This window comes from Phenylobacterium sp. (assembly GCF_965229015.1).
GTDB lineage: Bacteria > Pseudomonadota > Alphaproteobacteria > Caulobacterales > Caulobacteraceae > Phenylobacterium.
Genome location: NZ_CBDDIM010000002.1, coordinates 136,091 through 151,045, shown reverse-complemented (window position 1 = coordinate 151,045; position 14,955 = coordinate 136,091). Strand labels below are relative to the sequence as shown.

At 69.8% G+C, this 14,955-nt stretch carries 13 protein-coding genes; 10 read left to right on the top strand and 3 right to left on the bottom strand.

All coding sequences use genetic code 11. The features are described 5' to 3' along the window. Positions 1–80 precede the first annotated feature (80 nt). Positions 81–1,292: a cell wall hydrolase gene (locus tag ACO06I_RS16925; RefSeq protein ID WP_421933791.1), complete on the top strand. Its 1,212-nt coding sequence runs from the start codon at positions 81–83 to the stop codon at positions 1,290–1,292. A 30-nt stretch (positions 1,293–1,322) separates the two neighbouring features. On the opposite strand, the gene ACO06I_RS16920 is transcribed toward ACO06I_RS16925, so the two are convergent. Both ACO06I_RS16920 and ACO06I_RS16915 read right to left on the bottom strand, forming a co-directional pair. Continuing rightward, positions 1,323–2,072: a creatininase family protein gene (locus ACO06I_RS16920; protein ID WP_421933790.1), complete on the bottom strand. Its 750-nt coding sequence runs from the start codon at positions 2,070–2,072 to the stop codon at positions 1,323–1,325. A gap of 75 nt (positions 2,073–2,147) precedes the next feature. Beyond that, complete coding sequence (locus tag ACO06I_RS16915) at positions 2,148–3,521, bottom strand: cytochrome P450 (protein ID WP_421933789.1); 1,374 nt, start codon at positions 3,519–3,521, stop codon at positions 2,148–2,150. A gap of 93 nt (positions 3,522–3,614) precedes the next feature. Between ACO06I_RS16915 and ACO06I_RS16910 the strand changes: the two genes are divergently transcribed. From ACO06I_RS16910 to ACO06I_RS16890, 5 genes are all read left to right on the top strand, one after another. Beyond that, on the top strand, positions 3,615–4,277 hold the full coding sequence (locus ACO06I_RS16910; RefSeq protein WP_421933788.1) for a TetR/AcrR family transcriptional regulator: 663 nt from the start codon (positions 3,615–3,617) through the stop codon (positions 4,275–4,277). 77 nt (positions 4,278–4,354) lie between these two features. Then, positions 4,355–6,295 carry an acetate--CoA ligase gene (gene acs / locus ACO06I_RS16905; protein WP_421933787.1) on the top strand — a complete coding sequence of 647 codons (1,941 nt, stop codon included), beginning with the start codon at positions 4,355–4,357 and terminating at the stop codon, positions 6,293–6,295. Between the two features lie 9 nt (positions 6,296–6,304). Continuing rightward, the gene (locus tag ACO06I_RS16900; RefSeq protein ID WP_421933786.1) at positions 6,305–6,895 is read left to right on the top strand and encodes an SRPBCC family protein; all 591 of its coding nucleotides are present in this window, start codon (positions 6,305–6,307) and stop codon (positions 6,893–6,895) included. Positions 6,896–6,904: 9 nt separating this feature from the next. Then, the gene (locus ACO06I_RS16895) at positions 6,905–7,885 is read left to right on the top strand and encodes a small ribosomal subunit Rsm22 family protein (RefSeq protein WP_421933785.1); all 981 of its coding nucleotides are present in this window, start codon (positions 6,905–6,907) and stop codon (positions 7,883–7,885) included. Between the two features lie 95 nt (positions 7,886–7,980). Next, entirely contained in the window at positions 7,981–8,964 is a 984-nt protein-coding gene (locus ACO06I_RS16890; protein WP_421933784.1) for an NADP-dependent oxidoreductase, read from the top strand. A gap of 143 nt (positions 8,965–9,107) precedes the next feature. Here ACO06I_RS16890 and ACO06I_RS16885 read toward each other — a convergent pair whose 3' ends face one another. Then, positions 9,108–10,061, bottom strand: a complete 954-nt coding sequence (locus ACO06I_RS16885) for a LysR family transcriptional regulator (RefSeq protein ID WP_421933783.1) — start codon at positions 10,059–10,061, stop codon at positions 9,108–9,110. A 111-nt stretch (positions 10,062–10,172) separates the two neighbouring features. Here ACO06I_RS16885 and ACO06I_RS16880 point away from each other — a divergent pair, with 111 nt between their 5' ends. The 4 genes from ACO06I_RS16880 (at position 10,173) to ACO06I_RS16865 (ending at position 14,953) form a co-directional block, all read left to right on the top strand. Then, entirely contained in the window at positions 10,173–10,835 is a 663-nt protein-coding gene (locus ACO06I_RS16880) for a glutathione S-transferase family protein (protein WP_421933782.1), read from the top strand. 62 nt (positions 10,836–10,897) lie between these two features. Then, positions 10,898–11,590, top strand: a complete 693-nt coding sequence (locus tag ACO06I_RS16875; protein ID WP_421933781.1) for a hemerythrin domain-containing protein — start codon at positions 10,898–10,900, stop codon at positions 11,588–11,590. A 307-nt stretch (positions 11,591–11,897) separates the two neighbouring features. Beyond that, positions 11,898–14,720, top strand: coding sequence for a M16 family metallopeptidase (locus ACO06I_RS16870; protein WP_421933780.1), 2,823 nt, complete (start codon positions 11,898–11,900; stop codon positions 14,718–14,720). Then, positions 14,720–14,953, top strand: coding sequence for a hypothetical protein (locus ACO06I_RS16865; protein ID WP_421933779.1), 234 nt, complete (start codon positions 14,720–14,722; stop codon positions 14,951–14,953). Before ACO06I_RS16870 ends, ACO06I_RS16865 begins: the two co-directional genes overlap by 1 nt. Positions 14,954–14,955: the final 2 nt, after the last annotated feature.

The window sequence follows — 14,955 nt, the reverse complement described above, 5'->3', positions numbered from 1 at the left end:
TGGTGGCGCGATCCCCGTTTCGGGTTTATGGCGTCCGGCTTGCATTTGCTGCAGTGCACTGTCCCAGGAGAAGACATCACGTGTTGAAGCGCTTCCGTCATCTCTCGCAGCTCCTCTCGAGCCGCCTGCCGCGACGCGACGCGATCCACCTCGTGGGCGTGGAGCTGGGCCTGGCGGCCGCGCTCACCGCCGGCCTCGCCTTCGCCGCGGCCCCGGACGGCCGCAATGCGCGCCTCGCCCGCCTGACCGGCGGCGAGATGTCGGCCCAGGCCTTCGCCCGCCTCACCGCCGGGATGGATCCCGCCATGCTGACCCTGGCCAGCCGGGTCGAGCCCCGCATGGGCGGCGCCCTGCAGAAGGTGGACGGGGTGATCAATCCCGACGCCCTGCCGGAAGGCGCCGCGGCCGACGCCGCCGTCATCCGCCTGCAGGACCTCGACCCCGACCAGGCCCGCGCCTGGAACCTGGCCAACCCCACCTCGGCCCTGCCCAATCCGGCGGCCCGGCCCTTCAAGCTGAAGACCGGCGGCGTTCTGGACGAGGCCCGGGCCATCGATTGCATGACCGCGGCCATCTATTACGAGGCGGCCTGGGAAAGCCTGGACGGCCAGCGGGCCGTAGCCCAGGTGGTCCTCAACCGCATGCGCCACCCGGCCTTCCCCAAGACCGTCTGCGGCGTGGTCTTCCAGGGCTCCAACCGCACCACCGGCTGCCAGTTCAGCTTCACCTGCGATGGCTCGATGAACCGTCAGCCGCAGGAAGCCGCCTGGTTGCGGGCCCGCAGCGTCGCCTCGGCCGCCCTCAACGGCTACGTGATGAAGAAGGTCGGCACCGCCACCCACTATCACGCCAACTACGTGGCCGCGTACTGGAGCCCGAGCCTGGTCAAGGTCGGGACCATCGGCGCGCATATCTTCTATCGCTGGACCGGGGGCTCGGGCCTGCCGCCCGCCTTCTCCGGCAAGTATCTCGGCACCGAGGCCGAGGGCATGCAGATCGCCGCCCTCGACCGCTACGCCACCACCCCGAAGATCGACGCCACCCTCACCAAGGACGCGGTCGAGGAAGCCCTGCCCGTCGAGGAAGCCGTCCAGACCAAGGCCCCCAAGGCCGCTGACGGCAAGACCCCGGCGGGCGGGCATGAGCCCGTCGCCAAGGCCGAGGAGCTGGTCACCGTGGCCGACGCCGCCAAGGACGCCGGCGCCCTGCTGAAGGCCGAGGATCTCGACTGGACCGGCCAGCCCAAGAGGAAGGGCCCGCCGCGCCTGGCCATGCCCGGCTCGATGTTCTAGGGCGAGAGCTCTCGCCCTCTCCGCTGGCGGTCAGCCCGGCGCGACCTCCGCCGAGAAGGCGTTCACGTCCTCGATCAGGCCCGCCGCGGCGGTGGCCACCAGCTCGCCGCCCTTTTCCGGGGTGGCCAGGGCCGGGTCGGAGCCCATGCGGCCGTCCGGATAGCGGGCGCGGAAGTCCAGCGCCTCGCGGATCGGCCCGGTGGGGGCGATCTGGGGCGCGTAGTTGGCGCTCTTGATGTGGTCGGGATAGGCCCACTGGGTCACCGCGATCTCCGAGGGGGTCGCATGGCTGCCGTGGCCCACCGGGAACTGGCGGTTGGCCACCGCCATCACCCCCCTGAGCTCCCACCAGTTCTTCAGCTTCAGGGAGAATCCGCGCGGGCGGCCGGCGAAGCTCGCCTCGGCGTAGAGCTCGGAGAAGGCCGCCTCGATGGTGGCGACATTGCCGCCATGGCCGTTGAGGAAATAGATCCTCTCGAAACCGTGGTGGCCGAGCGACCGGCACCAGTCGCCGATGGCGGCGATGAAGGTCGAGGGCCGCAGGGAGATGGTGCCCGGGAAGCCCAGGTGATGCTGGGCCATGCCGATATTGAAGGTCGGCCCCACCAGGATGTCGCCGGTCTTCTGGGCCTCGTGGGCGATGATCTCCGGGCACAGCCAGTCGGTGCCCAGCAGGCCGGTGGGCCCGTGCTGCTCATTGGACCCGATCGGAATCACCACCGTCTTCGAGCGGGTGAGAAAGGTCTCGATCTCGGGCCAGGTGGAGAGGTGCAGCAGCATGGGGCGGTCCTGGGCTGGGAAATGGCGTCCCCTCCCACATAGTCGGTTCCCGCCCGCCCCGTAAGCGCCGCCGCGCTATCTGCGATGCAGGATCATCGGCAGCCCGCCGCGCGGGCGCATGGTGATCTTCTGGAGGATCTCCACCTGGTGGCCGGGCTTCAGGGCCAGGCTGTAGCCCTGGGCCAGGGTGGCCAGGATCAGCAGGGTCTCGGTGGTGGCCAGGGCCGCGCCGATGCAGACCTTGGGCCCGCCGCCGAAGGGCATGTAGGCGAAGCGGGGCCGCTCCACCCCCGGGGCGAAGCGCTCGGGATCGAACCGCCCGGGGTTCTCCCAAAGCGTCTCGTGCCGATGCTGGATCCAGGGGGCGACCGCGATCATGCCGCCCTTGGGGATCTTCACCCCGCAGATCTCGTCGGCCTCCAGGGCCACCCGGGTGGAGAGGCCCGGCGCGGCCGGATAGATCCGCAGCGCCTCGTCCACCACCATCCGGGCATAGGGCAACCTAGCCAGGTCCTCGTGGCCCGGGGCGCGGCCGCCCAGCACCTGGTCGAGCTCGGCGTGCAGGCGGGCCTCCACCTCCGGATGCTGGGAGAGCAGGTACCAGAGCCAGCACATGGTGGCCGCAGTGGTCTCATGGCCGGCCAGGAAGATGGTCACCACCTGGTCGCGGATCTCCTTGGGGCTCATGGCCTGGCCGGTCTCCCCGTCGCGGGCGGCGATCAGCCGGGCCAGCAGGTCCTGCGGCCCGTCCTGCGGATCGGCCTGACGCTGCGCGATCATCCGGGCGATGGCGGCGTCCAGCTCGGCGAAGATGGTCTCGATCCGCCGCTCGCGGGCCTTGAACCGCATCTCGCCGATCCCCGGCAGCAGGTCGAGGATGTTGAAGTCCAGCTGGTCCATGGCCCGGCTCATCGCCCCGCGCACCACGCCGGCGACATCGGCGCCGTCGGTGGAGAACATGGTCCTGGCGATGATCTGCAGGGTCAGGTCGGTCATGGCCTCGGCCACGTCGATCTCGGCGCCCTCCGGCGCCTGGTCCCAACGCTGGCGGAAGGCCTCGGCGCAGGCGGCCATGGTGGGGGCGTAGGCGGCCACGCTGGGGGGCGAGAAGGACGGCGCCATGGTCCGCCGGTGGGCCCGCCAGACCTCCCCGTCGGTGGAGAGCAGGCCGTCGCCGAACATGGCCGAGAAGAACCTGCGCTCGCGCTCGGTCTTCGGATAGTTGGCGACATGATCCAGCAGGATTCGCTTCACCCCGGCCGGGTCGCTGACCACGTAGAAGCGCTGGCCGCCCGGGGTGGGGACCTTGAACACCGGGGCGCGGTAGGCCTGCGGCGGGATGGTGGGGAAGGGATGCTTGCGCAGGGCCTTGTCCAGGCCGAACAGCGGCATGCGGCGCGGCGGCGGATCGGACCCCACCAGCTTCGGCGACATCTCGACGGCGGTCATGGCGCGCCCTCCCAGGCTCATTTAACGCTGTTAAGCTGAGCCTACGCCACCGAAGGAGATTTACAACGTTAAATGAATGACAGAATGACGGGCATGGTCTCCCGCCTCCCCTCCAAGGCCCGTCCGCAGCTCAGTCCCGACCTGGTGGTGGAGGCCGCGGCGCGGGTCCTGGAACGCGAGGGGATCGAGCGCTTGACCATGCGGGCCGTGGCCGCCGAGCTGAACGTCCAGGCGCCGGCCCTCTACTGGCACTTCCCCAGCAAGGACGCCCTGCAGGTGGCGCTCTACGACCACCTGATGGCCGACCTGACCTTCACCCTGGACGGGCGGGACTGGCGCGAGGACATCTACCGCATGGCCCAGCAGCTGCGCCGCCACCTGCTGGCCCGCCGCGACGTGGCCAAGCTGCTGCCGCACGGCTTCTTCGTCGGCCCCAACATCATGGCCCAGGGCGAGATGATCCTGGCGATCCTGATGCGGGCCGGCCTGTCGCCGCGGGACGCGGCCTACGCCATGAGCACGGGGTTTTCCTATGTGGTGAGCTGGGCGGTGGGGGAGGCCGAGCTGCGCGCCCGCCAGGCCACCGGCCACGACGGCAATGACGACCTGGCCAAGGCCATGCTGGCCACCGGCGCCTATCCCCATTTCGCCCAGGTGATGAGCGCCTTCGAGGTGGGGGGCGATGTCGACGGCCAGTTCGCCTTCGGCCTCAACTGCCTGATCGCCGGTTTCGAGCAGCTCATTCCGAAACGCTGATTTCTGGCGGAGCCTGTTGCGCCGACGTGGCGCCCTCCGCATAACTCGCACCCAAGCTATTTAGGGGAGTGTGAACGGTGAGCGAGGGCGAAGTTTTCCCGGTTCCCGCGGCCTGGGCCAAGCGGGCCAAGATGAACGCGCAGACCTATGAGGCGGCGGTCGCACAGGTCGAAACCGATCCCGACGGCTACTGGACCGAGGTCGCCGGCCGGCTCGACTGGATCAAGCCCTTCACGGTGGTGAAGGACACCTCCTTCCACAAGCATCCCTTCCACATCCGCTGGTACGCCGACGGCGTGCTGAACGTCTCGGTCAACTGCCTGGACCGGCACCTGGAGACCCGTGGGGACCAGGTGGCCATCATCTGGGAGAGCGACGAGGGCGAGCCCTGGGACAACCTCACCTACCGCCAGCTGCACGCCGAAACCTGCCGCATGGCCAATGTGCTGAAGGCCAAGGGCGTCCAGAAGGGTGACCGGGTCACCATCTACCTGCCGATGATCCCCCAGGCCGCCGTGGCCATGCTGGCCTGCGCCCGCATCGGCGCCGTCCATTCGGTGATCTTCGGCGGCTTCTCCCCCGACAGCATCGCCGGCCGCATCCAGGACTGCGACTCGAAGATCGTCATCACCGCCGACGAGGGCCTGCGGGGCGGCAAGATCGTGCCGCTGAAGCGCAATGTCGACGAGGCACTGGAGCAGTGCCCGGGGGTGACCGACGTCGTCGTGGTGCGCCGGACCCGCGCCGACGTGCCGATGAAGGCCGGCCGCGACGCCTTCTATTCGGATCTCAAGCAGAGCGTCTCCGACACCTGCGAGCCCGAGCCGATGAACGCCGAGGACCCGCTGTTCATCCTCTACACCTCCGGCTCCACGGGGAAGCCCAAGGGCGTGCTGCACACCACCGGCGGCTATCTGGTCTGGGCGGCCCACACCCACGAGCTGGTCTTCGACTACAAGCCCGGCGAGGTCTTCTGGTGCACCGCCGACGTGGGCTGGGTCACCGGCCACTCCTATGTGGTCTATGGCCCCCTGGCCAACGCCGCCACCACGGTGATGTTCGAGGGGGTGCCCAACTACCCCACCAATTCCCGCTTCTGGGAGGTGATCGACAAGCACAAGGTCAACACCTTCTACACCGCCCCCACCGCCATCCGCGCCCTGATGCGCGACGGCGACGCCCCGGTCCAGAAGACCTCGCGCAAGTCCCTGCGCCTGCTGGGCACGGTGGGCGAGCCGATCAATCCTGAGGCCTGGCTCTGGTACCACCGGGTGGTGGGGGACGGCCGCTGCCCCATCGTCGACACCTATTGGCAGACCGAGACCGGCGCCTGCCTGGCCTCGCCCCTGCCCGGCGCCACGCCGCTGAAGCCCGGCTCCTGCGCCAAGCCCCTGCCGGGGATCAAGTTCGAGCTGGTGGACGCCGAGGGCAAGACCCTGCACGGGGCCACCAGCGGCAACCTGGTGATCACCGACTCGTGGCCCGGCCAGATGCGCACCGTCTACGGCGACCACCAGCGCTTCTTCGACACCTATTTCTCCACCTATGCCGGTAAATATTTCACCGGCGACGGCTGCCGCCGGGACGAGGACGGCTATTACTGGATCACCGGCCGGGTGGACGACGTGATCAACGTCTCCGGCCACCGCCTGGGCACCGCCGAGATCGAGAGCGCCCTGGTGAGCAACGAGAACGTGGCCGAGGCCGCCGTCGTCGGCTTCCCGCACGATATCAAGGGCCAGGGCGTCTACTGCTTCGTCACCCTGAAGGCCGAGGTGGTTCCCACCGACATCCTGCAGGCCGAGCTCAAGGGCTGGGTGCGCCGGGAGATCGGGCCCTTCGCGGCGCCCGACGTGGTGCAGTTCGCCCCCGGCCTGCCCAAGACCCGCTCCGGCAAGATCATGCGCCGCATCCTGCGCAAGATCGCCGAGAACGACCTCTCCAACCTGGGCGACACCTCGACCCTGGCCGACCCGTCAGTGGTGGACGACCTGGTGAAGAACCGCGTCGGAAGCTGAGGGCGCGGCGTGCGCCTGGCCCTCGCCCTCGCGGCCCTGCTGGTCCAGGCCTCTCCGGTCTGGGCCTGGGAGCCGCCGGGCCAGGTGCTGGCCGAGCTGACCCGGGGCCAGACCTATGTTGAGGTCCGGCCCGACCCGGACGGCGCCTCGGGCCTGATCCGCGCCGGGGTGGAGATCGCCGCCGCGCCGGAGGTGGTCTGGGCGGTGCTCACCGACTGCGACCTCGCCCCCCGCATGGCGCCCAGCCTCAAGAGCTGCCGGGTGCTGGAGCGCGATCCGGCCGGACGCTGGGACATACGCGAACAGATCGCCCGCCCCGGCCTGATGCCCCGGTTCCGCAGCATCGTGCGCTCGGACTTCGATCCGCCGAGGCGCCTGCGCTTCAAGCGCACCGACGGCGACCTGAAGATCCTGGAGGGCGAGTGGCGGCTGATCCCCCTGCGCGGCGGCCGGGCGACCCGCGTGGTTTATGAGAACCGGGCCGCCAGCCCCTATGCGGTCCCGGGCGCCCTCGCCCGCCTGGCCCTGCGCCGCGACGTGCTGATGGCCATGGGCGCCCTGAAGCGTGAGAGTTTGGCGCGGGCGGCCCCGGCGGGCTAAAGCCTTCCCATGAGCCCCGACCTGCCCGCCGCCCTTCGCCTCGCCGCCGACCGCCTGCTGGAGGGCGTGTCCCGCAAGGGCCTGGCCGAGCGTTCGGCCAGGATCTCCAGCGGCTATCGCGGCGGCGAGACCTCCAAGGTGGTGGTCACCGACGAGGCCGACGCCATCGCCTATGTGCTCTCGCGCCTGCCGGCCACCTACGCCGCCGGCGCCTATGTGCTGGCCGAGGCCCGGCGGATGGCGCCGGACTTCGCCCCGGCCCGCCTGCTGGACGCCGGCGCCGGCCCCGGCGGAGCCAGCTGGGCGGCCCTGGAGACCTGGCCGGGCCTCGCGGCCGTGACCCTGCTGGACTCCAGCCGGCCCTTCCTGGACATGGCCGCCAGGTTGGCCGCCGAGGCCCACGGCGCCCTGAGAGACGCGAAATTTCTACGCGGCGACCTCACCGCGCCGGCTGTCGACTGGCCCCAGGCCGACCTGGTGATCGCCAGCTACGCCCTGGCCGAGATCCCGGCCGCGCGCCAGGCCGACACCGTCTCGGCCCTGTGGAGCGCCGCCGACGGGATGCTGGCCCTGATCGAGCCCGGAACCCCCGACGGCTATCGCCGCATCCTGGCCGCGCGGCAAACCCTGATCACGGCCGGCGCGACCCTGCTGGCCCCCTGCCCCCACACGCAGGCCTGTCCCCTGACCCCGCCGGACTGGTGCCATTTCGTCCAGCGCCTGCCCCGTTCGCGGGACCACAGGCTGGCCAAGGGCGCCGACCTGCCCTTCGAAGACGAAAAATTTATCTACCTCGTCGCCGCCCGCCCCTCGGTGACGACGCGGCCCCCCACACCCCGCATCCTGGCCCCGCCGAGGACCGCCAAGCCGGCGATCACCTTCAAGCTCTGCACGACCTCCGGGACCGCCGAGCTGACCGACATCCCCCGCCGCGACAAGGCCGCCTACGCCTGGGCCCGGCGCCTCGACTGGGGCGACGCCCTTCCCTGACGGGAGGGGGCTGTGACAGACTGCGCCATCCGATCCATCACATTGCGTGATCGGTGAATTTTTAGCTTTTTCAAATTCCAAAATGGGAGGGCGACATGCCCGTCAGCCGCGAAATCCACCTCATCGAGCGCCCCAAGGGCCTGCCCACGGTCGACCAGTTCGCGGTCGTCGAGACCCAGGTCCCCGACGCCGCCGACGGCGAGGTGCTGGTGCAGAACCTCTACATGTCGGTGGACCCGGCCATGCGGCCGCGCCTCACCGCCGGCCAGGCCCTGGGCGAGGCCATGATGGGCGGGGCCCTGGGCCGCGTCGTCCAGTCCAAGACCCCCGACTTCGCCGTCGGGGACCTGGTCTCCAACCGCCTGGGCTTCCGCGAATACTTCGTGAGCGACGGCAAGGGCCTCACCAAGCTGACCCCCGATCCGGACCTCTCGCTCACCGTCCACATGCACGCGCTCGGCATGACCGGCTTCACCGCCTATGGCGGCCTGCTGCACATCGGCGCCCTGAAGGACGGTGAACAGGTCTTCGTCTCCACCGCCGGCGGGGCCGTCGGCTCGGTGGCCGCCCAGATCGCCAAGATCAAGAACTGCTACGTGGTGGGCTCCACCGGCTCGGCCGAGAAGGCCGCCTGGCTGAAGGACGAGGTCGGCCTCGACGCCGTCATCAACTACAAGGACGCCCCGATCCGCGGCCAGCTGGAGGCCGCCACGCCCAAGGGGATCGACGTCTATTTCGACAATGTCGGCGGCGATCACCTGGAGGCGGCCCTGCGCCGCATGAACACGCTCGGCCGCATCCCGGTCTGCGGCTTCATCTCCGGCTACAATTCCGGCCACTCCAACGTCTCGAACCTGTCCAACATCATCTATTCGCGGGTGATGCTGCGGGGCTTCGTGGGCACGGACTTCATGCACATGTACGCCGACTTCCAGCGCGACATGGCCGGCTGGCTGAAGGACGGCCAGGTCAAGTACCAGGAGACGGTGCTGGACGGGATCGCCAACGCGCCGGCCGCCCTGATCGGCCTGATGGAAGGCCGCAACGCCGGCAAGATGCTGGTGAAGCTGGCGGACTAGAACGTCAGGGCGCCCCCAAACTGTCATCCCGGAAAGCGCGTTTGCGCTTGTCCGGGACCCAGATGCGCGGGACATGCCGGAGGGATCGGTGCTTCTGGGTCCCGGTCTTCCGCGTGCCGCGGAAACCGGGATGACACCTTAAGCTAGGCCGTCCTCGGGAAGGCCACCACCGTTGCGGCCTTTTCGGCCTTCATGGCCGCGCCCTGGGCCTCCAGGGTGCGGCGCAGGGTGGCGACGTGGGGGACGATGAAGTCGATGAAGGCCCGCACCCGCGGCGTGTCCTTCAGCTCCGCCCGGGTCACCACCCAGGCGCTGGCGCTCAGATCGGGGATCGGCGGCCAGATCTGAATGAGGTCGGGGTCGAGATCGGCCAGCAGGCAGCCGATGGGGGCGATTCCCAGGCCCGCCTTCACCGCCAGGTTCAGGTTGGTCATCGAGTTCGAGGTATGGGCGGGGACCGCGCCCGGGAGCTGATCGAACAGCCAACGGGTGCCAGGCAGGGGAAGGCGGGCGCCCTCCCCGCCGATCAGGTCGTGCTGGCGCAGGTCCTCCAGGGTGGCGGGCAGCCCGCGGCGGGCGGCGTAGTCGCGGCTGCAATAGAGGGCGAACTCGAAGTCGGCGAGCTTGCGGGCCACCAGGTCCGACACCGTCAGGGCCTGGCCAGCCCGGATGGCCACGTCGGCCTCGCCCGCCGCCAGGTCCAGGGGCAGGTCACCCAGGATCAGCTCCACCTTCACGTCGGGATAGAGCTCGCGGAACCCCACCAGGGCCGGGGTGATGGCCAGGTTGGCGAGGATCTCGGTGGAGGTGACCTTCAGGGTCCCGGCCAGGCCCCGCTGGTGGGCGCCGGCCCGGTTGGCGAAGGCCTTGGCCGAGACCTCCATGCGCTCGGCCTCGGCCAGCAGGTCCTCGCCGGCCTCGGTGAGCCGGCTGCCGGCCTGGCCGCGCTCGAACAGTTTCAAGCCCAGGGCGGACTCCAGGGCCTCGATCCGCCGGGCCACCGTGGTCTGGTTGATCTTCAGGGTCTTGGCGGCGGCCAGGGTCGAGCCGCCGCGGGCGACGGCGAGAAAGGCCTTGAGGTCGTTCCAGTCAAACATCGCGCTATTCTGCATTTCCGCAGAACCTTCCTGCAAGACCGCCGATTGCCGACCCGCGTTCGTCGAACTAAACCCCGCCCCCCGCAACCCTGACAAGAACAAGACGCACCGATGAAACTCTTTTGTGACCCGATCTCCACCACCTCGCGCCCCGTGATGCTGTTCGCCGCCGAGGCCGGCATCGCCCTGGAGCGCGAGCACGTGGACCTGATGAGCCACGCCAACCGCGAGGCCGCCTATCTGGCGGTGAACCCCAACGGGGTGGTGCCCTTCCTGGTGGACGGCGACTTCGCGCTCGGCGAATCCTCGGCGATCCTGAAATACCTGGCCGACAAGGTGGGGTCGCCGGCCTACCCCACCGAGCTCAAGGCCCGGGCGCGGGTCAACGAGGCCCTCGACTGGTTCGCCACCAATTTCCACGAGTACTTCTGCCTGTTCACCGTCTATCCGAACTTCGGCATCCCGCACGGTGTGGACCCGGACCTCGCCCAGGCCATGGTGGCCTTCGGGACCGAGCACGCGCCGCGCTGGCTGACCGTGCTCGACCGCCACATGCTGGGCGACCGGCCCTTCGTCTGCGGCGGCGAGATCAGCCTGGCCGACTATCTCGGCTCGGCCTTCGTCACCCTGGGCGAGGCCTCGGGCTTCGACTTCAGCCCCTATCCCAACATCCAGGCCTGGATCGCGCGGATGAAGGCCCTGCCGTCCTGGGACGCCACCTATGCCGGCTTCAACGGCTTCGTCTCGGCCCTCGGCCAGGCCCGCGCCGCCTAGCGTCCTTCCCCAATCCCCGTTCTGAAGACCCGCCGCGGGCGCCGCGGCGGGCGGAGACCTCCATGTCCTTCCTCCAAGCCAAACCGCTGGCCACCCACGACTTCTACGCCCCGATCCACAAGGGCATCCGGCTCGGCCTCTGCCAGATGCTGGCGCGCCTGGGCGCCGCCGACGCCGGCGACGCCGACCTGCCCCAGCTGCTGGCCGACCTGCGCGCCCAGCTGCGCCTGTCGGAGCAGCACCTGGTCCACGAGGACGCGGTGATCCACACCGCCCTGGAGGCCCGCGCGCCCGGCTCCACCTCCCGCCTGGCCCAGGCCCACGAGCATCACCGGGCGACCTTCGAGGACATCGAGACCCTGGCCTGCCGCATCGAGCACGCCGAGGGGCCGGCCAAGGCGCCCCTGCTGCGGGCGCTCTACCTTCGGTTCTCGCTGTTCTGCGCCGACGACTTCGCCCACATGGCCGAGGAGGAGCAGCTGATGCTGCCGATCCTGCAGAGCCTGTTCTCCGACGAGGAGTTGATGGCCCTGGAGGACGCCATCGTCAGCCAGATCCCGCCCGAGGAGATGGTGGCCGTCGCCAGGCTGATGATCCCGGCCGCCACCCGCACCGACCGCATCGGCATGCTCAGCGCCATGCGCGCCAATGCGCCGGCCGAGGCCTTCGGCGCGATCCTGTCGGTGGCGGTCCAGCCCAACATCTCGGCGGTCGACTTCGCGCACCTGAGCGAGGGACTGGGCCTGGCGGCCTAGGGCCGAAGAGGAACCACGAACCTCACGAACGGCACGAACAAAACAGCGGTGTCATCCCGCATGGAGCGCGCAGCGCGGAAGTGCGGGACCCATACTCACCGATCCTTCGGAGGGGTCTGCCCGTCTGGGTCCCGGACAGCCGCTGACGCGGCTTCCGGGATGACACTCTTGTTCGTGACGTTCGTGACGTTCGTGGTCGATCGTTCAAACCTCGCCGCACCGCGGCTTTCAATGACAATCCCGTAAGCTTCCCTCGCGCGTCGCGGGTGCTAGGTTCGCAGCAACCCAGCCCCTTCGAGACGCCTCCATGTTCCGCACCTTCGCCTGCGCCGCCGCCCTGAGCCTGGGGCTCGCCGCCACCGCGCCCGCCTTCGCCGCCGATACGGTTCCGCCGATCGCCTACCAGGAGCGGACCCTGGCCAATGGGCTGAAGCTCTACACCTCGCTGGACCGCACGACCCCCAATGTGACGGTGCAGGTCTGGTACGGCGTGGGCTCGAAGGACGACCCCCAGGGCCGCTCGGGCTTCGCCCACCTGTTCGAACACATGATGTTCAAGGCTACCAAGGACTTCCCGGCAGAGAGCATCGACCGCTTCACCGAGGACGTGGGGGGGATCAACAACGCGTCGACCTATGACGACTTCACCAACTACTACGAGGTCGTCCCGGCCAACCACCTGGAGCGGCTGATCTGGGTGGAGAGCGAGCGCCTGGGCTCCCTCGTGGTGGACGAGGCCAACTTCAAGTCCGAGCGCGACGTGGTGAAGGAGGAGCTGCGCCAGCGGGTGCTGGCCAGCCCCTATGGCCGGCTGTTTGGCCTCTACCTGCCCCAGGCCAGCTACACGACCCATCCCTACAAGCGCCCCGGGATCGGCTCCATCGAGGAGCTGGACGCCGCCACCATCGACGACGTGCGGGCCTTCCACAACGAATACTACCGCCCCGACAACGCCGCCCTGATCGTGGTGGGCAACTTCGATCCGAAGAAGCTCGACGCCTGGGTCGACAAGTATATGGGCCCGCTGAAGCCCCCGGCCGCTCCGCTGAAGCGGGTCACCGCCGTGGAGCCGCCCCGCAAGGGGCCCGGCGTCTTCACCGGCTACGGCCCCAATGTCCCCCTGCCCGCCGTGGCCATCACCTGGCTGGGTCCGCAGGCCTCCAGCCCCGACGCCGCCCCCCTGAAGGTGCTGGACGCCATCCTGTCCTCGGGCAAGTCGTCGAGGCTCTATGACGCCCTGGTCTACGACCAGCAGATCTCGGCCCAGGTCTTCTCCCAGGCCGACCTGCCGCAGCAGCCGGGCCTGTTCGGGGTGGGCTCGATCATGGCCTCGGGCCACACCATCGACGAGGGCGAGAAGGCCCTGCTGGCACAGGTGAAGCGCCTGCGCGACGCCCCGCCCACCGCCGCCGAGCTGTCGGAGGCGAAGAACGAGCTGGTGGCCGGCAAGCTTCGGGAACGCGAGACCATCGACGGCCGCGCCTTCGCCCTGGGCTACGCCCTGCGCACCGAGGGCGACGCCGCCCAGGCCAACAAGGAACTGGCCGAGCTCCAGGCCGTCACCGCCGCCGACGTGCAGCGGGTGGCCGCCAAGTACCTGCCCGATGACCGCCGGATGACCATCCGCTACCTGCCCGAGAGCGACCGGCCCAAGGGCGAGACCGCCACGGTCGCCGCCGCCCCCGTCGTCGCCTCGGTGAAGTATGCCGGCCCGGTCAGCGAACTGGCCCCGGAGGGCCAGCGCGTCGCCCCGCCGCCCCTGGCCGAGCCCGTCAGCCCGGTCCTGCCCAAGCCGGCCGAGAAGACCCTGGCCAACGGCCTGCGGGTGATCGTCGCCCAATCCACCGAGCTTCCCCTGGTGACCGCCGACCTCACCGTGAAGACCGGCGCCTGGGCCGATCCGAACGGCCTGGCGGGCGTGGCCAACATGACCGCCGGCATGCTGACGGAAGGGACCAAGACCCGCAGCGCCCCGCAGATCGCCCAGCAGACCGAGGCCCTGGGGGCGACCCTGGAGTCCGGCGGCGGCCAGGAGAGCAGCTCCGTCACCCTCAATGTCATGCCGGGCAACCTGGACGCGGCCATGGCGATCATGGCCGACGTGGCCAAGAACCCGGCCTTCGCCAGCGAGGAGCTGGAGCGCCAGCGGGCCCAGACCCTGGACGGACTGTCTGTGGCCTATCAGGAGCCCGGCCAGCTGGCCTCCTTCGCTGCGGGCCCCACGGTCTTCGCCGGCACCGCCTTCGGTCATGTGGCCGGCGGCACCCCGGCCTCGGTGGCCAGGTTCGCCACCGGCGACCTGGTGAAGCTGCACGACGCCTATTACCGGCCCGACAACGCCATCCTGGTCCTCACCGGCAAGATCACGCCGGCGCAGGGCTTCTCCCTGGCGCAGAAGACCTTCGGGGACTGGAAGAAGCCGGCGGCGCCGACCCCGGCCGCCCCCACCATCACGCCGGCCGCCAAGCCGCGCGCCATCGCCATCGACCTGCCCGGCACCGGCCAGGCGGCGGTGACGGTGGCCGGGCCCGCCATCCCCCGCAGCGACCCGGCCTACTATCCCGGCATCGTCACCAACACCGTGCTGGGGGGCGGCTATTCGGCCCGGCTGAACCAGGAGATCCGCATCAAGCGCGGCCTCTCCTACGGCGCCAGCTCGTCCCTCACCCCACGGCGGACCACCGGCCTGTTCCGCGCCGCGGCCCAGACCAAGAACGAGTCCGCGCCCCAGGTGCTGGACCTGATCCTGGCCGAGATGAAGGGCCTGACCTCGACCCCGCCCGGCGCCGACGAGCTGAAGGCCCGCAAGTCGGTGCTGATCGGCGGCTTCGGCCGCGAGCTGGAGACCACCGACGGCCTGGCCGACATCCTGGGGAACCTCGCCCTCTACGGTGTGCCGCTCAGCGAGATGAACGCCTATACCGGCAAGGTGGAGGCGGTGACCGGGGCCCAGGTGCAGGACTTCGCCGCGACCAAGCTCGATCCCGCCAAGGTCAGCGTCATCGTCGCCGGCGACGCCAAGAGCTTCACCGAGGGCCTGAAGGCGCGACGGCCCGACCTGGAGGTGATCCCGGCGGCCGACCTCGATCTCGACAGTCCCACCCTGAGGAAAGCTGCTAAAGCCCCCTGATGGGATTTCACTTCGACGCCCTGTCGCTGTTCGGCCTCGCGGCCGTCTGCGCCAGCCTGTTCTGCTACATCATGGAAAGGCGAAGCCCCTGGTGGACCCTGGGCTTCGCCTTCGCCAATTTCGCGGCCTCGTCCTACGCCTTCCTGCAGGGCGCCTGGCCCTTCGGGCTGATCGAGATCTTCTGGGGTCTCGCGGCCCTGTGGCGCTGGTGGGACACGCGAGCGGCATCCTAGCT